Source organism: Pseudomonas sp. UBA1879 (genome assembly GCF_002338065.1).
GTDB lineage: Bacteria > Pseudomonadota > Gammaproteobacteria > Pseudomonadales > Pseudomonadaceae > Aquipseudomonas.
This window is the reverse complement of record NZ_DDHJ01000023.1, coordinates 18,817-35,541: the sequence shown is the minus strand read 5'-3', so window position 1 is coordinate 35,541 and position 16,725 is coordinate 18,817. Positions and strand designations below refer to the sequence as shown.

The 16,725-nt window shown below is 59.9% G+C and carries 15 protein-coding genes; 5 read left to right on the top strand and 10 right to left on the bottom strand.

The genetic code is table 11. The annotated features are described in order from the left end of the window. Positions 1-195: 195 nt before the first annotated feature. The 9 genes from purH to B3N48_RS24650 form a co-directional block, all read right to left on the bottom strand. A complete protein-coding gene (gene purH, locus B3N48_RS24690) occupies positions 196-1,803 on the bottom strand; it encodes a bifunctional phosphoribosylaminoimidazolecarboxamide formyltransferase/IMP cyclohydrolase (RefSeq protein WP_296188141.1) in 1,608 nt (535 codons plus the stop codon). 79 nt (positions 1,804-1,882) lie between these two features. After that, positions 1,883-2,203, bottom strand: a complete 321-nt coding sequence (gene fis, locus B3N48_RS24685) for a DNA-binding transcriptional regulator Fis (protein WP_296188140.1) — start codon at positions 2,201-2,203, stop codon at positions 1,883-1,885. Beyond that, positions 2,200-3,213: a tRNA dihydrouridine synthase DusB gene (gene dusB, locus B3N48_RS24680; protein WP_296188139.1), complete on the bottom strand. Its 1,014-nt coding sequence runs from the start codon at positions 3,211-3,213 to the stop codon at positions 2,200-2,202. Before dusB ends, fis begins: the two co-directional genes overlap by 4 nt. Before the next feature lie 284 nt (positions 3,214-3,497). After that, positions 3,498-4,901: a DUF3426 domain-containing protein gene (locus tag B3N48_RS24675; RefSeq protein ID WP_296188138.1), complete on the bottom strand. Its 1,404-nt coding sequence runs from the start codon at positions 4,899-4,901 to the stop codon at positions 3,498-3,500. A gap of 51 nt (positions 4,902-4,952) precedes the next feature. Further along, the gene (prmA, locus tag B3N48_RS24670) at positions 4,953-5,831 is read right to left on the bottom strand and encodes a 50S ribosomal protein L11 methyltransferase (RefSeq protein ID WP_296188137.1); all 879 of its coding nucleotides are present in this window, start codon (positions 5,829-5,831) and stop codon (positions 4,953-4,955) included. A gap of 530 nt (positions 5,832-6,361) precedes the next feature. Continuing rightward, the gene (gene accC, locus B3N48_RS24665) at positions 6,362-7,726 is read right to left on the bottom strand and encodes an acetyl-CoA carboxylase biotin carboxylase subunit (protein WP_296188135.1); all 1,365 of its coding nucleotides are present in this window, start codon (positions 7,724-7,726) and stop codon (positions 6,362-6,364) included. Between the two features lie 17 nt (positions 7,727-7,743). Beyond that, positions 7,744-8,202 carry an acetyl-CoA carboxylase biotin carboxyl carrier protein gene (accB, locus tag B3N48_RS24660; protein WP_296188132.1) on the bottom strand — a complete coding sequence of 153 codons (459 nt, stop codon included), beginning with the start codon at positions 8,200-8,202 and terminating at the stop codon, positions 7,744-7,746. A gap of 81 nt (positions 8,203-8,283) precedes the next feature. Beyond that, complete coding sequence (gene aroQ, locus B3N48_RS24655; RefSeq protein ID WP_296188130.1) at positions 8,284-8,736, bottom strand: type II 3-dehydroquinate dehydratase; 453 nt, start codon at positions 8,734-8,736, stop codon at positions 8,284-8,286. A 164-nt stretch (positions 8,737-8,900) separates the two neighbouring features. Beyond that, complete coding sequence (locus B3N48_RS24650) at positions 8,901-10,724, bottom strand: protein-disulfide reductase DsbD (protein ID WP_296188127.1); 1,824 nt, start codon at positions 10,722-10,724, stop codon at positions 8,901-8,903. Between the two features lie 498 nt (positions 10,725-11,222). Here B3N48_RS24650 and B3N48_RS24645 point away from each other — a divergent pair, with 498 nt between their 5' ends. After that, a complete protein-coding gene (locus tag B3N48_RS24645) occupies positions 11,223-11,927 on the top strand; it encodes a hypothetical protein (RefSeq protein ID WP_296188126.1) in 705 nt (234 codons plus the stop codon). Positions 11,928-11,929: 2 nt separating this feature from the next. Next, positions 11,930-12,289 carry a hypothetical protein gene (locus tag B3N48_RS24640; RefSeq protein ID WP_296188124.1) on the top strand — a complete coding sequence of 120 codons (360 nt, stop codon included), beginning with the start codon at positions 11,930-11,932 and terminating at the stop codon, positions 12,287-12,289. 91 nt (positions 12,290-12,380) lie between these two features. Here the strand turns inward: B3N48_RS24640 and B3N48_RS24635 are convergent, their stop codons facing one another. Further along, on the bottom strand, positions 12,381-14,042 hold the full coding sequence (locus tag B3N48_RS24635; RefSeq protein ID WP_296188121.1) for a response regulator: 1,662 nt from the start codon (positions 14,040-14,042) through the stop codon (positions 12,381-12,383). 329 nt (positions 14,043-14,371) lie between these two features. On the opposite strand from B3N48_RS24635, the gene B3N48_RS24630 reads away from it, so the two are divergent. The 3 genes from B3N48_RS24630 (at position 14,372) to B3N48_RS24620 (ending at position 16,567) form a co-directional block, all read left to right on the top strand. After that, positions 14,372-15,484: a DUF2333 family protein gene (locus B3N48_RS24630; RefSeq protein ID WP_296188120.1), complete on the top strand. Its 1,113-nt coding sequence runs from the start codon at positions 14,372-14,374 to the stop codon at positions 15,482-15,484. A 3-nt stretch (positions 15,485-15,487) separates the two neighbouring features. Then, on the top strand, positions 15,488-16,033 hold the full coding sequence (locus tag B3N48_RS24625; RefSeq protein WP_296188119.1) for an NUDIX hydrolase: 546 nt from the start codon (positions 15,488-15,490) through the stop codon (positions 16,031-16,033). 162 nt (positions 16,034-16,195) lie between these two features. Then, on the top strand, positions 16,196-16,567 hold the full coding sequence (locus tag B3N48_RS24620; protein WP_296188117.1) for a translation initiation factor Sui1: 372 nt from the start codon (positions 16,196-16,198) through the stop codon (positions 16,565-16,567). Positions 16,568-16,725: the final 158 nt, after the last annotated feature.

Here is a 16,725-nt window from a genome sequence, read left to right as displayed (position 1 = left end):
ATGACGCTAATTCTGTGGGTGTCGCTCGTAACGCTTTGTTTTGGATCTTTTCAAAACTGCGATACGAGGTCGCAATGGAGTAGGTGGATGCAAGGCGGATGGGGCTTTGCTGAGCGGAGTTGCCTCCTGGCAATGAGCATCAGCGGAGCCCCATCCAACGCAGCAGACGCCTGCTACAGTGCGGCCGTTGTCATATCAGTGGCGGAAGTGGCGCATACCGGTGAACACCATCGCGATACCGGCTTCATCGGCCGCCGCGATGACCTCTGCATCGCGCATCGAACCGCCCGGCTGGATCACCGCGGTGATGCCGACCTTGGCGGCGTTGTCGATGCCGTCGCGGAACGGGAAGAACGCATCCGAGGCCATGACCGCGCCCTGCACTTGCAGACCGGCGTGCTCAGCCTTGATCGCGGCGATACGAGCGGAGTTGACACGGCTCATCTGGCCGGCGCCGACACCGATGGTCTGACGATTCTTGGCGTAGACGATGGCGTTGGATTTCACATACTTGGCGACTTTCCAGGCGAAGATCAGGTCGTGGATTTCCTGCTCGCTCGGGGCGCGTTGGGTCACGACTTTCAGATCGTCGGCCGTGATCATGCCGATGTCCCGGCTCTGCACCAGCAGGCCACCGTTGACGCGCTTGTAATCCCACGCCGGCGCGCGCTCGGCATCCCACTGTCCGCTGGTCAGCAGACGCACATTGGCTTTGCTGGCGACAATGGCCCGGGCTTCGACGCTGACGCTCGGGGCGATGATGACTTCGACAAATTGACGCTCGACGATCGCTTTGGCGGTCTCGGCATCCAGCTCACGGTTGAACGCGATGATGCCGCCAAAGGCGGATTCGCTGTCGGTGGCGTAGGCCAGTTCGTACGCCTGGCGAATGCCGCCTTCGGCGTCCGGGCTCACCGCAACGCCGCACGGGTTGGCGTGCTTGACGATGACGCACGCGGGCTTGACGAAGCTCTTGACGCATTCCAGCGCGGCGTCGGTGTCGGCCACGTTGTTGTAGGACAGTTCTTTGCCCTGCAGTTGCGTCGCGGTGGCAATGCCCACTTCGGCAGGCTTGGCTTCCACGTAGAACGCCGCGCTCTGGTGCGGGTTTTCGCCGTAGCGCATTTCCTGCGCCTTGATGAACTGGGTATTGAAGGTGCGCGGAAATTCGCTGCGGCCTTCAGTGGACAGGGTTTCGGCGCGCTGATCGACGCTGCCCAGGTAGTTGGCGATCATGCCGTCGTAGGCGGCGGTGTGCTCGAACGCCTTGAGCATCAGGTCGAAGCGCTGAGCGTAGGTCAGGCCACCGGCTTTCAGGCTTTCCAGCACTTGGCTGTAGTCGCTGGCGTTGACGACGATGGCGACGTCTTTGTGGTTTTTCGCGGCCGAGCGGACCATGGTCGGGCCGCCGATGTCGATGTTCTCGATGGCAGTCGGCAGGTCACAGCCAGGCTTGGAGACGGTGGCTTCGAATGGGTACAGGTTAACAGCCACCAGGTCGATCGGCTTGATGCCGTGTTCGGCCATGATTGCGTCGTCAGTGCCCCGACGACCCAGAATCCCGCCGTGGATTTTCGGGTGCAGGGTCTTGACCCGGCCGTCCATCATTTCTGCGAAACCGGTGTAATCCGCGACTTCTACCGCTGCAACGCCATTGTCCTGGAGCAGCTTGAACGTACCGCCCGTGGAGAGAATCTCGACGCCGAGGGCTTCGAGTTCACGCGCGAATTCAAGGATCCCGGTCTTGTCGGAAACGCTGATCAGAGCGCGGCGGATCGGCAGGCGGGTAGTCTGGTCGGTCATCTCAACTTCCATCAAAAGCAAAAGAATTCAGCAAAAAAAACGACCGCATCAACGTGGGTCGCTTTTCTGTTTTGGATGCTTACAGCAGGTCGTACTGCTTGAGTTTCTTGCGCAGGGTTCCACGGTTCAGACCCAGCAGCTCAGAGGCCTTGGTCTGGTTGCCCTTTACGTAGTTCATCACGCACTCGAGCAACGGCGCCTCGACTTCCGAGAGCACCAGGTTGTAGACATCAGTGACGTCAGCACCCTCTAGATGAGCGAAATAATTGTGCAGCGCCTTTTCGACGCTTCCGCGCAGGGTCTGACCCTCTTCGCTCGGCGTGTTGAGGTGCTGTTTCAAATTGACGTTGTCGCTCACGGGTGTTGTTCCACTCACTAAAGTCTCTGTCATCATCGTCATGCGGCCACCTCTTGTTCGTTCCCTGCTTCCGGGCTTTTATCGCGTTCGGCAAAGAATTCCCGAACGTTGGCGCACTGTGCTTCCGTATCTTCCAAACGATTGAACCGGGCGCGAAACTCCTTGGCCCCCGGCAAGGTTGCGAGGTACCAGCCGACATGCTTTCGGGCGATCCGCACGCCCATCACGTCGCCATAGAACGTGTGAAGCGCGGCCAGATGCTCTAGCAGAATGCGTTCCACTTCTTCCAGCGCCAGCGCGGGAAGTATCTCCCCGGTGCGCAGGTAGTGTTCTATCTCGCGAAAAATCCATGGGCGCCCTTGAGCGGCCCGGCCTATCAACAGCCCGTCAGCACCGGTTGCGTCCAGAACGTGCCGAGCCTTTTCCGGTGAAACGATGTCGCCATTGGCGAACACCGGGATCGACACCGCCTGTTTTATCGCAGCGATCGTGTCGTATTCGGCTTCGCCGGTGTAAAGGTCCGCCCGGGTTCTGCCGTGGACTGCCAACGCCTGAATGCCCGCTTGCTCGGCAATTTTGGCGACGGTCAGCCCGTTCTTGTTCGCCCGGTCCCAGCCGGTACGAATCTTCAGGGTGACCGGTACCTCGACTGCCGCGACCACCGCGTGCAGGATTTCGGTCACCAATTGCTCATCTTTCAACAGCGCCGACCCTGCGGCCTTGTTGCAGACCTTCTTGGCCGGGCAGCCCATGTTGATATCGATGATCTGTGCGCCAAGTTCGACGTTGGCGCGTGCCGCGTCCGCAAGCATCTGCGGATCTCCACCGGCGATCTGCACCGAGCGCGGCTCGGGATCACTTTCATGAATCATGCGCAACCGCGACTTGCGGCTGTTCCACAGGCTCATGTCACTGGTGACCATTTCCGAGACCACCAGGCCCGCGCCAAGCTGGCGGCAGAGCTGTCGGAAGGGCTGGTCGGTGACGCCCGCCATGGGGGCGAGGATCAAGCCGTTCTGCAATGTATAGGGGCCGATGCGTACCGCCGACATAGGGTGACCTGTAGTGGGGCCGAATCACGAAGCCTGGTCCGAAAAGTGCTTTCGCAGCCATTCAGACGGGACCCAGAGTATGAAAAAGGGTGGGCATGATACCCGCTCTCGGTGACTGGATAAAGGCTGAATTGGATAAAATCTGAACAGCTGCTTTCTTATCGCAAACCGTTAGGTTTTGGGCTGCGTCGTCATAAAACTGTCGCCAGCTTTCTGATTGCTGCGTGCCGCTTTTCAGTGCGGTTGCGGGGTTCGCGGCCCAGATTCAGTCTTGCACCGGGCGTTCACTCCGGTGAACGAAAGCTCAAGCTGTAATTGACTGCCTTCGGCCCCGGATCGAGTATGTCCAGCGCGATATGAATGGGCGTCTGAGGCGGCATTTCCTCCTTGCCGGCGAGCTCGCCGCTCAAGTATTCGCCAGGCTTGAACCGACGACTGGCAATCAACTGACCATTGGTGTCAGCGAAGCGCAATTCCAGCAGCGGGAAGGGCTGAGAAAACGACGCGCGGTTGTAGATGATCGCGTCGACCACCAACGCGCCCTGGAATTCGGGATGGCTGCGGACGACGAGATTGCTGCTCTTCAACAGCTTGATATCGACTTTCGATGGCAGCTTGCAGCCCACTTGCGGACAGATGTCCTGCAGCCAGGAGCGGTACTGATCCTGACGCGCCAATTCGTCGAAGTGATACCAGACGTATTGCCCTGCCAGCCCCAGAAGGGCGATCAGCACCAGCAGTATCCAGAGCAGGCGACGCCCCCAGCGGGGCTTGGGTTTCTGCCAGGCCAGTTGCAGCGGGTCGTCCGTCAGGTCGAGCAGAGCAGGGTCGCGCAGGCCGGGTTCGTTGCGCCCGCGCTTGCCTTTCGTCTGCGGACGGCGGTCTTCGTCGTCAAGCTCGTCCGGCTGAAGACGGCCATCGGTATCGTCACCGTCGAGCGCCGAGAAACGTTCTGATGAGGGCCGTTCGTCGGAAGCGGCTTCGGCGCGCATGCTGTCTTCGGCGCGCGGCTCGTCATCGAAATCGGCAGGCGTCGAGGAAAACGAGGGTTCCGTGCGAGGGTCGTCGTGCTCGATTTCGTCGCGATCAAGAGGTTCGATCAGCGAATCCGGCTCGTGGTGGATCTCGCGCTCTTCGATGACCTCCGCACGGAGTTCCGGCAACTGGCTGATGTCGTCGTGACTCGGGCTGTGATCCCAGGTTTCGCCAGTGACTTCAGGCTCGTCGCGGCGGGCACTGAAAGACTCCACTTCATCGTGGTCGCGAGTGCCGCGTGCGTGGCCGAAGGATTCCGGCAGCTGGATTTCCCGTTGTTCGAGCCGGGCCAGTTCAACGTCCAGATCGTCGAGGTCAAGACTGTCGAGGTCTACCGCGCGACGTTCGCTCTGGACTGGCAGTGGCGCAGGTTGGGCGACGACCACGGATTGAGGGGCGAGGATTTCAACCGCCGGCGTGGGCGCCGGTGTTGGCGGAGGGGGCTCTGGCGCCTGGGGCTGTAGGACGGGCTCTGCTGCAGGCTGGCCGGCGGCTCGGGCCTCGGCGCTTTTTTCCAACAGTTGTTTCGCAGCGTTGAACACTTGCAGGCAGGAGCCGCAGCGAACCATGCCTCGGGCAACGCTCAGTTGAGCGTGGCTGACGCGGAAACTGGTCTGGCAGTGGGGGCACTGAGTGACGAAACTGTCGGTCATGCGGGTATCCGGGGGTTAGCGAGCGCCTAAAAGGGGTGTGATCAATGGCCGTTAGCGACGGCGACCGGTGATCCGGACCCAGCCGTCGCGATGGGCGATCGGGTCCAGCTCGAACGTGTCAGCGTACGCAGCTGCCACTTCTTCGCCTTGCTCAGCCAGAATGCCGGACAACGCCAGACGGCCACCGGGTTTGACCAGGGTCGCCAGCTGCGGTGCCAGGGAAACCAACGGTCCAGCCAGAATATTAGCCACCAATACGTCAGCTGGCTCTTTTGGCAAATCTTCAGGCAGGTACAAGGGAAATTTTTCAGCCGGGACTTGGTTGCGTCCGGCGTTGTCGCGCGAAGCCTCGAGTGCCTGCACGTCGATGTCGGTACCCACTGCATGTTTCGCGCCCAACAGCAGGGCGGCGATCGCGAGGATGCCCGAGCCGCAGCCGAAATCCAGCACATTGGCGTCGGTCAGGTCCTGGCCGTCCAGCCATTCGAGGCACAAGGCGGTGGTCGGGTGGGTGCCGGTGCCGAAGGCCAGGCCGGGATCGAGCAGCAAATTGACCGCGTCCGGCTCGGGCGCTGCATGCCAGCTCGGCACGATCCACAGCCGCCGACCAAAACGCATGGGTTGGAAATTGTCCATCCAGCTGCGTTCCCAATCCTGATCTTCGATCACTTCGTGGGTGTGTTCAGGCAATGGCGCACCGGTGAGCAGGGTGAGGTGAGCCAGGACTTGATTCGCGTCGGTGTCGGCTTCGAACAGTGCGAGCAAATGCGTGTGAGACCACAGCGGCGTGGTGTTCAGTTCAGGTTCGAAGATGGGCTGGTCTTCGGCGTCCATGAAGGTCACGGACACGGCACCGACTTCAAGAAGCGCGTCTTCGTAGGTTTCGGCTTGTTCTGGGCTGATGGCGAGACGGACTTGCAGCCAAGGCATGGCGGATTACCTTCGAATTGAAAAATGTCAGGGCGGCACAGCGCCGCGAAAGACCGGCAAGTTTACGGGGTTCGGGGGGAAACAACAAAGAGGGTGTGGGCATAGCGCTGCTTTTGATTCTTGCCGAAGGCCGTAGGAGCCGGCTTGCTGGCGAATGCAATGGATCAGACGCTGATGTGTTGAATGATCCGCCAGATTCGCCAGCAAGCCGGCTCCCACGGATGCGACGTCGGTGCAGATTTTACGACCTATGCATGACCCTTGTGGGAGCCGGCGTGCTGGCGAATGCAATGGATCAGACGCTGATGTGTCGAATGATCCGCCACATTCGCCAGCAAGCCGGCTCCCACGGATGCGACGTCGGTGCAACGTTTATGACCTATGCATGAGCCTTGTGGGAGCCAGCGTGCTGGCGAATGCGGTTTGCCGGGAGCATCGAATCTTCCACAGGAGGGGATCTGCGGCGGCATAAAAAAAACGACAAAGCCGCTCGAGAGCGGCTTTGTCGTTGTGACGCACAATCTGACCGATCAGTGTTTCTCGGCGGCCAATTTGTGTTCCAGGTAGTGAATGTTGACGCCGCCTTTGCAGAAGCCTTCATCACGGGTCAGGTCACGGTGCAGCGGGATGTTGGTCTTGATCCCGTCGACCACGATTTCGTCCAGGGCGTTGCGCATCCGAGCCATGGCCTCGTCGCGGGTCGCGCCCCACGTGATCAGCTTGCCGATCAGCGAGTCGTAGTTCGGCGGAACGGCATAGCCACTGTACAGGTGCGAATCGACGCGAACGCCGTTGCCGCCTGGAGCGTGGAAATGCTTGACCGTGCCCGGGCTCGGCATGAAGGTTTTCGGGTCTTCGGCGTTGATCCGGCACTCGAGCGCGTGACCGTGGATCTTCACGTCGTCCTGGGTGTACGACAATTTGTTGCCAGCGGCGATGCTCAGCATCTCCTTGACGATGTCGATACCCGTGACCATTTCCGAAACAGGGTGCTCGACCTGAACGCGGGTGTTCATTTCGATGAAATAGAACGCACCATTTTCATACAGGAATTCGAACGTACCCGCGCCGCGATAGCCGATATCGATACAGGCCTTGACGCAGCGAGCCAGCACTTCAGCGCGCGCTTTTTCGTCGATGCCGGGAGCCGGCGCCTCTTCAAGCACCTTCTGGTGACGGCGTTGCAGCGAGCAATCGCGGTCGCCCAAGTGAATCGCCTGGCCCTGGCCGTCGGACAGCACTTGCACTTCGACGTGGCGCGGGTTGGTCAGGAACTTCTCCAGATACACCATCGGGTTGCCGAAGGCGGCACCTGCTTCCGAACGCGTCAGCTTGGCCGAGGAAATGAGATCCTCTTCCTTGTGCACGACACGCATGCCACGACCACCACCGCCGCCAGCGGCTTTGATGATCACTGGATAACCGACTTCACGGCCGATGCGCAGGGCTTCTTGTTCGTCTTCCGGCAGCGGGCCGTCGGAGCCCGGCACGGTCGGAACGCCCGCCTGGATCATCGCGTCCTTGGCTGAAACCTTGTCGCCCATCAGGCGAATGGTGTCAGCGTTGGGGCCGATGAACGCAAAACCGGATTTTTCGACCTGCTCGGCGAAATCGGCGTTTTCCGCCAGGAAGCCATAGCCCGGGTGGATGGCCGTGGCGCCGGTCACTTCGGCTGCCGCGATGATCGCCGGGATGTGCAGGTAGGACTGAGAGGCCGATGCCGGACCGATGCAGACGGATTCGTCGGCCAGACCCAGATGCATCAGCTCCTTGTCAGCCTTGGAGTAAACGGCGACGGTCTTGATGTCCAGCTCTTTGCAGGCGCGCAGAATCCGCAGAGCGATTTCACCGCGGTTGGCGATCAGCACTTTTTCCAACTTCGCAGGATTCGTCATCAAAGGCACTCCGCGGTTCAAACGATGGTGAACAGCGGCTGGTCATACTCAACCGGCTGGCCGTCTTCGACGAGGATGGACTCGATCACGCCGCTGGTTTCGGCTTCGATGTGGTTCATCATTTTCATCGCTTCGACGATGCACAGGGTGTCGCCTTTCTTCACGGTCTGGCCGACTTCAACGAAGGCTGGCGAAGTAGGCGATGCCTTGCGATAGAACGTGCCGACCATCGGCGAACGGGCCACAGCGCCGTTTAGTTTCGGTGCTGACGGGGTTTCGGCGGCAGCGGCCGGTGCGGCGGCTGGAGCAGGGGCGGCGGCAGGGGCTGCAACCGGGGCCGGCGCATAGTACTGCTGTGCTGGAGTCTTGCTGTGACGGCTGATTCGTACGGACTCTTCGCCTTCACGGATTTCCAATTCGTCGATGCCGGACTCTTCCAGCAATTCGATCAGTTTCTTGACTTTACGGATATCCATTAATCATCAACTCCCAAGGGGACGGTCAGGGGTATTCGGTAGCCGGTTCAGGTCATGGGGCTCAGTGCGAGACTGTGCCGGTCATGCCTTTGAACGGGTGGCCAGTTGTTCCAGGGCAGCCTCCAGGGCCAGTCGGTAACCGCTGGCGCCAAGGCCGCAGATCACACCTACAGCGACATCTGAAAAGTAGGAGTGATGGCGGAAAGGTTCGCGCTTGTGCACGTTCGAGAGGTGCACTTCGATGAATGGGATGCTCACTCCCAGCAACGCGTCACGTATTGCGACACTTGTGTGAGTGAAAGCAGCCGGATTGATCAGGATGAAATCCACGCCTTCATCGCGAGCAGCGTGAATGCGGTCGATCAACTCGTACTCGGCATTGCTTTGCAGGTACATCAAATGGTGGCCGGCTTCGCGCGCGCGCTGTTCCAGATCCTGGTTGATGTTGGCCAACGTGATCGAGCCGTAGATCCCCGGTTCGCGGGTGCCCAGCAAGTTCAGGTTAGGTCCGTGAAGAACCAGAAAGGTCGCCATCGTGTGTTCCTTGTTGTGTGCAGTGTCGACGCTCACAAGCCAGTGCAAGCCGTTGATGCGGAGCGACTATGCCGGAAAGCGCATTGGACTGTCCAGTTACCAGCCCAGATATCGACAATGACAGCACGATGACCGATGTTCGCGCAAAGTTTGTGACTCAGCGGCTAAATTTGGTCATTAGCTCTAGAAAGCAGCTCAGAGAACGCTTGTACGTTGGTTTCGCCGACAACACGCACATTTGTCAGCTCGTTCCCGTCTTTTCCGAAAAACAGCAGAGCGGGAGGGCCAAACAGCTTGTAAGTGTCGAGCAATGCGCGTTGCTCGGCGTTGCTGTCGGTCATGTCGAAGCGGATCAGACGAAAACCCTTGAGTTGACCGACGATTTTCGGATCAGGCAGCACCTCATGCTCGATGACTTTGCAGCTGATGCACCAGTCCGCGTACCAATCCACCAACACCGGTTTTTCGGCGTTTTTTGCATCGGCGAGGATCTGCTTCAGCGCGGATACATCGGTCACGGTCTGCCACGCCTGCGTGGATTGACCACTTTCCCGGCCTTTGATCTGCGCAGGGGGCGTACGTCCCAGTGGTCGAAGCGGATCGGTCTGGCCGCTGAACGCCCCGTACCAGCAGGCGAGCGCGTAGACCAGCAAGAAAAGCCCCAGTAACTGCGCGAGCCGCTCCCGCGTGGACTTGATCGTGAACTCCAGCGCGCCGAGAAACAGCGCGACCCCTGCCCACAACAGCCCAAACAGCAGCAGCGTGGCTTCGCCCGGAATCACGCGGCTCAACAGGCCGATGGCCAGCGCCAGCAGCAATACCCCAATCGCGTTCTTGACCGTGACCAGCCAAGGACCGCTTTTCGGCAGCCAGGCCGCGCCGCCCGTGGCAACCAATACCAGCGGAGCGCCCATGCCCAAGCCGAGGGCGAACAATTTCAGCGCGCCGCCCAGTGTGTCGCCGCTGGCACTTATATAAAGAAGGGCGCCCGCTAATGGCGCCGATACGCAGGGCGACACCAACAAGCTCGACACTACGCCCAGCACCGCCGCGCCCCACAACGAACCGCCTTGCGTGTTGCCCGCGATGCGGTCGAGTCGGTCATTCAAGACGCGCGGCAGGCGCAGTTCGAACGCGCCGAACATGGCGATGGCGAATACCACAAAGAACAGCGCAAACGGCACCAGCACCCACGCCGATTGAAGCCGCGCCTGGAGATTGAGGCTGGCGCCGAACATCCCCATCAGTGCGCCGAGCGCTGCAAAGCAAATCGCCATCGGCAGCACGTACGCCAAGGAAAGTGAAAACCCCCGCAGCCCGCCAATCTGCCCACGCAACACGACGCCGGAGAGGATCGGCAGCATGGGCAGTACGCATGGCGTGAAGGTCAGACCGATGCCCGCGAGGAAGAACAGCGCGAGTTGTTCCCAGCTGAAAGACCTCTGGGTTGCGGCGCTCGGCGATGCCGAAACGTCGGCGACCGATGCCGCTTCGCCAACGCTCAAGCGCTGGGTTTCCGGAGGGTAACAAAGACCTTTATCGGCACAGCCTTGATAGGTCACGACTAACGTAAAGGGCCGCGCGTCATTCGCCTTGCGCGGCAGATTGATATCGAGAATGCCGTGGTACACCTCGACGTCGCCAAAATATTCGTCGTGTTTCTTCTCGCCTTCTGGCAGCTGCGCCGCGCCCAGGCCCATGTCCGCGGGCTCGGTACGGAACTGAAAACGGTGGCGATACAGGTAGTAGCCTTCGGCAGCGACGAATTGCAGCTTGATCGAGTCAGCTGACGTGTCGATGAGGTTCAACTGGAACGCCTGGCTAACGGGCAGGAAATCCTTGCTGTTGTCGAGGCTGGAACTGCCCAATGAGGAGCTGTTGCCCAGCGCCGGACTTCCCAGCCCCGAGCCAGGCCGACTGTCCAGTAGGCTCGCGCTGAAAGCAGGCAGGGCAAGGAGCAGCAACATCAGACAAAGCAGCCGGCGCATGGCAGTCTCGCATCACAAAAGTCGGCGCATGATAACGCAGGGTGTGCAGGGATGCAGGCGCGCGTTGAGCCGCTGATCCCGTCGACACCTCGGGTGATTAAGAAGATGGTCCAGCAGGCTGTAGGCCCTTTCTGAATATGTCGTAGTCGGGCCGGATTGAACGGTTTGTTTACTGACAGCACCGCCATTCCCGCTCACTCTCCTTCAAGCCCACACCGGAGGAGGGAGCCCATTGTCCAGGCCTTATGCGTTCATCAATGACGAAGTTCGAGACTATTACCAGTTCCGGGATTACACGCTGAAAGTGCCCGCCAGCGCTCGCGCGAAATTCGACCAGCTCAACGCCCACCTTCGCCCTCATCCGATCCTGCCCGGCCAGGTCGTGGTGATGACGGATGGACCGTCACACTTGTGCACACCTGAAGAAAACGAGCTGATGATGCTGGCAAGCGATGTCCGCCTGTCGATGGTGGGCCATGACCCGCACAGCAGCGGGTCATGGTCCAGAATTACGACGTCCTGCAAAGCATCATGGGCTACGGGTCCATCGGTATTGGCAGTACCACCGGCGCGTGGAGCGCGCATTTACGAGAACTGGAAAAACTGCTGAAGGCAGTCGAAAACCCGATGCAGCGCTGGCGATCAGGCGCCCTCACTAACGACCAGTTCTTCGCTCAGCGGCAGGTGCTGTTTACAAAGATTGAGACCCGTTTGCAGAACATCGGCCGCCTGGGTTCCGGGCTCGGCAACCAAGGCAAGATCAAGGACATCCTCGGCATCTCCACCAAACGCTTCCTGCACACCGGGGAGTTGAGGGGGTACGCGTACAACGTGAGGCGGATTTCCGCGACGGCCAAGGTGTTGAGTCGAGGCACTTATGTAGGCGTTGCGCTGGATGTTGGAGTGGCAGCGCTGGAGATTCAGGAGGCGTGCTCGCTGGGGAGGGAGGATGTTTGCACTAGGGCGAAGTACGTGGAGAGTGGGAGGGCGGCGGCCGGCATCGCGGGGGCTGCTGGTGGAGCGTGGCTGGGTGGGGGAGCTGCCGGTGGGATTTGTCTTGGGCTTGGCCTTGCATCAAGCGGCGCAATTACCGTTGGCTGCGTTGTTGTCGGGAGTGTGGCGGGTGCTATCGGTGGGGGGAAAGCGTTGAGTCCTTTTGGGGCGGATGCGGGGTCGGTGCTTTTCTCGACATTTGAAGAATGAAGATGGAAACCAGTCAGATAGTAGGTTTTGTCGTGTTAGCAGTGTTCATCGTCAACAGTTGCATCGGTTTATACGCATCGCACTTCAAACTGGAAAAAATGGAGGCATATTTAATTCGAAGCAAATACATCAGGGATATTAATCTGCGTCTTCTGGGCACGGGTTACTACGGTCGGTTGGCGCGGTTTGGAAATGTCGCCGGATGTTTGCTCTTTTCTCAATTCTGGATAAGGCGCGGGCTTCTGGATCCGAAAGATGTGGCTTATTTTCCCAAGGGCCTGAAGTTGCTAGCGGTGGTGCCGTTAGTCACAGCCGCTCTTTGCTTCGCCGCGCTCGGAGTGCTGAGCGCCTTGGCCGCCTGAGCATTCCAAATGATCAGGCATCCTCACTCGGCCCCTCGCGCACATGCCTTCTCACCCTTGCGCGCCGGTCGAGCGAAGGTCCGTCCCGCCCTCAGTTCACGACATCCATGGGCGAATGCCGCTTCGCCTGCATGATGTCTTCCCGCAACGTGTGGACCTGATTGCGCCCTGCCTTTTTCGCACGGTACAGCGCATTGTCTGCCTGAGATGCCAGCGTCAGCGCATCGTCGCCGTCTTCCAGTTCCACGACGCCTGCACTGAACGTACAGAACAGGTCCACCGGTTGCGCAGGGTAGTGGATCTCCGCGAAGCGGCGGCGGATTTCGTCCAGTACGCCGAAGGCGGATTTGAGGTCGGTATCGGGCATGACCACCGCGAATTCTTCGCCGCCGTAACGGCCGATGTAATCGGTCTTGCGCAAACGTTGTTTGAGGAACAGCGCGAGGCTCTTGATCACCCGGTCGCCCATGGGGTGGCCATGGCCGTCGTTGACTTTCTTGAAGTGGTCGATGTCCAGCATCACGAAGCTCAGCGGCTTGTTTTCCCGGCGCGCACGGAAACTGCAATCTTCCAGCAATTGCAAAATGTGTGTGTGGTTGTACAGGCCGGTCAGGCTGTCGCGGACCATCCGGGCCTTCAGGTTGCGAGCCCGGGCGGCGCGGTTACGGACGGTCGTGATCAAATGCCGCGGCTTGATCGGCTTGGTCAGAAAGTCATCGCCGCCCTCGCTCATCGCATCCAGCTGTTTATCCAGATCGTCCTCGGCGGACAGGTAGATGATCGGCACGCTCACGTAGCGATCGTTGTGGCGAATCACTTTGGCCAGCTCGGTACCTGTGCAGCCGGGCATGTACATGTCAAGGATGATCAGGTCCGGTTGAAATTCAGCCAGCTCGGACATCGTCTGGATCGGGTCCAACAACGTGCGCGTCACGATGCCCGCATTGTTGAGCAACCGTTCGGTGTGGGTGGCCTGGGCGCGGGAGTCGTCGATGATCAGCACTTTATAGGGATCGTATTGCGCGACTCGCGTCAGGATCTCGATCTTTTCCAGCAGGCTGGACGCCTCAAGCGTACCGGTCAGAAACTCCTCGCCCCCGGCGCGCACGGCGGCCAGTCGTGTTGGCGTATCGGTCTCGTGATGACTGAAAAACAGCAGCGGCAGTTTCTGTTCCAGGCCTTCCTGCATCTTGGCCGCAAGTTTCAGCCCTTCGCCCATGCCACCAAAATCCACGTCCATCACCACGGCGGCGGGCAGACGCTCGGCCAACGCGGTGTGAAACGCATGTGGTTTTTCGAGGGACTGGGCGCTCAAACCGAAGAATTCCAACTGTTTGGCCAGGCGTTCGGCGCGGTCGTGATCCTGCAGCACAACGTAGATGGGTTTGCGCAGCGGTGGCAGTGATGTGTTCTCGAGCCGATCCCCATGGCGCAAACCGGTGCGGGAAAGGCGCTGCATCAGGCGGTTAAGGTCGGTGATCAGCGCGCTGCTGAGCCGCCCTCGATTGGCTTCGACTTCCAACAACGACTGGGCGATACCGCGCGCCAGATGCGCATGTTCTTCCTGTTCGAAACGTTCGGCGAACCGCAGCAGACGCTGGTTGGATTCGCTGAGTTCTTCCAGATCCGCAGCTGTCCATTCGCTCTGCTGCAAGCGCTGCCAGACCTCCAGGATCTGACGTGCCTGGTGGATGACGCGCTGCGCGAAATGGTGCTTGAGCCGATCGCGGCTCGGATCTTCTGGTTCGGTCATGTCCTGACTACTTCTAGGGGAAACCCTGAGAAAAATGCTGGCGCTATGCTAGCACTACTCGTCCCCTGCAAGTGTGCCGTAAGTCATTTTGTTGTCATTTATTCACGTCAAGTTTCTGTCCTTGCAAGCCAAATGCGTGCCAAGGCTCAGGCGCGGATATAGGGGAATGGATGAGGCGTTTCTCAGCACGCCAGATTGAAGCCAAACACATTGCCGCTCACGGACCCGCCGATTGCGCATTTGGGCCATCCTTCGCGTTCCTGACAAACGCACCTTGCTGTAAGGTTGCGGTCAGAAGCACTGAATTCCGTGATTGAAAGGACAAGGCCATGCTGGATTGGAAGAAGCGCTCGGGCGCTGCGGGCGCGAACGAGCGGGTTGACGAGAAGCCGATGGGCAAGGAGTCGCGCACGCCTCGCAGGTCTCGTGGGTACTTGAGCGGATTGTTGTTCAGCCGTGCGGTGGGCGCTGTGGTCGGTATCTATCTGGTCGTGACCGTGGCGCTCGGCATCTGGTGGAGCAGCGAGCCGCCTTTGTTTCCGGTTCAGCAACAGGCCCAGGCCGCGGCCGAACGCGAAGGCAAGCAGATGGTGATTGGCTACACCACCGTCGAAACCCTCAAGACTGTCGCCTCGACCCTCCTCGATAAACCGGGCGGGTACATTTCCAACGACCGCTTTCCGCCTGGTCTCTGGCTGGACAATACCCCGAGCTGGGAGTACGGCGTGCTGGTCCAGGTTCGCGACTTGAGCCGCGCGCTGCGTAAGGATTTCGCCCGGTCGCAGTCTCAGTCGGCCGAAGACGGCGATCTGGCCCGCGCCGAGCCGTTGTTCAACTTCGACAACAAGAGTTGGGTGCTTCCGTCCAGTGAGTCTCAATACCGCGAAGGCATTGCTGCCCTGAGCCGTTATCAGGCGCGTTTGTCCGACCCGAATCAAAAGGGCGCGCTGTTTTACACCCGAGCCGACAACCTGAATAACTGGCTGGGCGACGTTGGTACGCGTCTGGGCTCGTTGTCGCAGCGCCTGTCTGCCAGCGTTGGCCGCGTGAAACTTAACAGCACGCTAAAAACCGAAGCGCAGTCCACCGTGACCGTCAAGCCGGGTGAAGTGCCGCAAGTGGACGAAGAAATCGTCGAAACCCCGTGGATGCAGATCGATAACGTCTTCTATGAAGCCCGTGGTCAGGCCTGGGCGTTGTCTCACTTGCTGCGCGCTATCGAAGTGGATTTCGCCGATGTGCTGGCCAAGAAGAACGCTACCGTGAGCGTGCGCCAGATCATTCGCGAGCTGGAAGCCTCGCAAGAGCCGATGTGGAGCCCGGTGATTCTCAACGGCAGCCCTTTTGGGGTGTTCGCCAACCACTCGCTGGTCATGGCCAACTACCTGTCGCGGGCCAACGCAGCGGTCATCGACCTGCGCCAGTTGCTGTCTCAGGGTTGATCGGTGTCGGTCTCTGAAAACGAAGTCGCGCACCGCGCGGCTTCCGATGCCGAGCGCATCGCCTGGGTCGATCGTCAGGATCGGCTACTGGGCTCGCTGCCCCGCGCCGAATTGCGCGAGCGCGGTCTGATCGGCCGGGGAACGTACATCCTGCTGTTCAACTCTTCCGGCGAGCTGTGCGTCCACCGCCGTACCTTGAGCAAAGCCATTTATCCCGGTTTTTGGGACGTGGCCGCCGGTGGCATGGTTCAGGCTGACGAAAGCTACGTCGAATCCGCTGCGCGCGAGCTGGAAGAGGAACTCGGTGTGGCGGGGGTCGAACTGACTCCCCATGAATCGTTTTTCTTTGATCAGCCGGGCAATCGACTTTGGTGTGCAGTGTTCTCGGCGATCTGGGACGGGCCGTTGAAACTGCAACCGGAAGAAGTTCTGGAAGCGCGTTTCATCGGCATCGAACAGGTGTTGCGCGAAACGGCTGAAAAGCCTTACTGCCCGGACTCTCTGGCAGCGTTGAAGCGCTATTTGAGCGGCGTCGCAAATGTTCCGTAAATTGGCGCATATTGGCACTTAGCATCTGCGCTTTTTGCCGTTACACTGCGCGACTTTTCAAGCCGGACTGTCTCCATGGTCCGGTTGCGCTGCCCCTGCCTGAGTGGGGCTTCGCGGTCGGTATCGCCGACCAGACTTTGGTCCTCAAGAAGAGGATTCCCAGTGGCCAAAAAAGCCGCATCCTTCGCCGCCCTGGGTGGCTTGGTGTTTTCGACCGACGCCGGCCGTCATTGTCCGGACTGTCGCCAGCCTGTCGATGCCTGTACCTGCAAGACATCCGCGATCCCGGAAGGGGATGGTATCGCCCGTGTGCGCCGCGAGAGCAAAGGCCGCGGCGGCAAGACCGTGACGACCATCACCGGCGTGCCGTTGGCCGAGGATGCACTCAAGGAACTGGCGACGACGCTCAAGCGTCGATGCGGAACCGGCGGTGTGCTCAAGGATGGCGTGATCGAGATTCAGGGCGATCACGTAGAAACGCTGCTGGCGGAACTGGTCAAACAGGGTTTCAAGGCGAAAAAGTCGGGCGGTTGAACAGCCCTTTCGCACCTCTGCCGGTTCGCTTCCGGTCGGGTGGCGACCAAAGACAACGCACTGAACAAACTCTGGTCCGTGCCATGGGTCTACTGAGCCATGCGGGCTGGCGCCAAACCGTCATTTCCACTCTATACACTGCGCCCAGCCGGTCAGGC

Coding starts and splice junctions, on each gene's coding strand:
- purH (WP_296188141.1), bottom strand. CDS start 1,803: ATGACCGACCAGACTACCCGCCTGCCGATCCGCCGCGCTCTGATCAGC.
- fis (WP_296188140.1), bottom strand. CDS start 2,203: ATGACGATGATGACAGAGACTTTAGTGAGTGGAACAACACCCGTGAGC.
- dusB (WP_296188139.1), bottom strand. CDS start 3,213: ATGTCGGCGGTACGCATCGGCCCCTATACATTGCAGAACGGCTTGATC.
- B3N48_RS24675 (WP_296188138.1), bottom strand. CDS start 4,901: ATGACCGACAGTTTCGTCACTCAGTGCCCCCACTGCCAGACCAGTTTC.
- prmA (WP_296188137.1), bottom strand. CDS start 5,831: ATGCCTTGGCTGCAAGTCCGTCTCGCCATCAGCCCAGAACAAGCCGAA.
- accC (WP_296188135.1), bottom strand. CDS start 7,726: ATGACGAATCCTGCGAAGTTGGAAAAAGTGCTGATCGCCAACCGCGGT.
- accB (WP_296188132.1), bottom strand. CDS start 8,202: ATGGATATCCGTAAAGTCAAGAAACTGATCGAATTGCTGGAAGAGTCC.
- aroQ (WP_296188130.1), bottom strand. CDS start 8,736: ATGGCGACCTTTCTGGTTCTTCACGGACCTAACCTGAACTTGCTGGGC.
- B3N48_RS24650 (WP_296188127.1), bottom strand. CDS start 10,724: ATGCGCCGGCTGCTTTGTCTGATGTTGCTGCTCCTTGCCCTGCCTGCT.
- B3N48_RS24645 (WP_296188126.1), top strand. CDS start 11,223: ATGGTCCAGAATTACGACGTCCTGCAAAGCATCATGGGCTACGGGTCC.
- B3N48_RS24640 (WP_296188124.1), top strand. CDS start 11,930: ATGGAAACCAGTCAGATAGTAGGTTTTGTCGTGTTAGCAGTGTTCATC.
- B3N48_RS24635 (WP_296188121.1), bottom strand. CDS start 14,042: ATGACCGAACCAGAAGATCCGAGCCGCGATCGGCTCAAGCACCATTTC.
- B3N48_RS24630 (WP_296188120.1), top strand. CDS start 14,372: ATGCTGGATTGGAAGAAGCGCTCGGGCGCTGCGGGCGCGAACGAGCGG.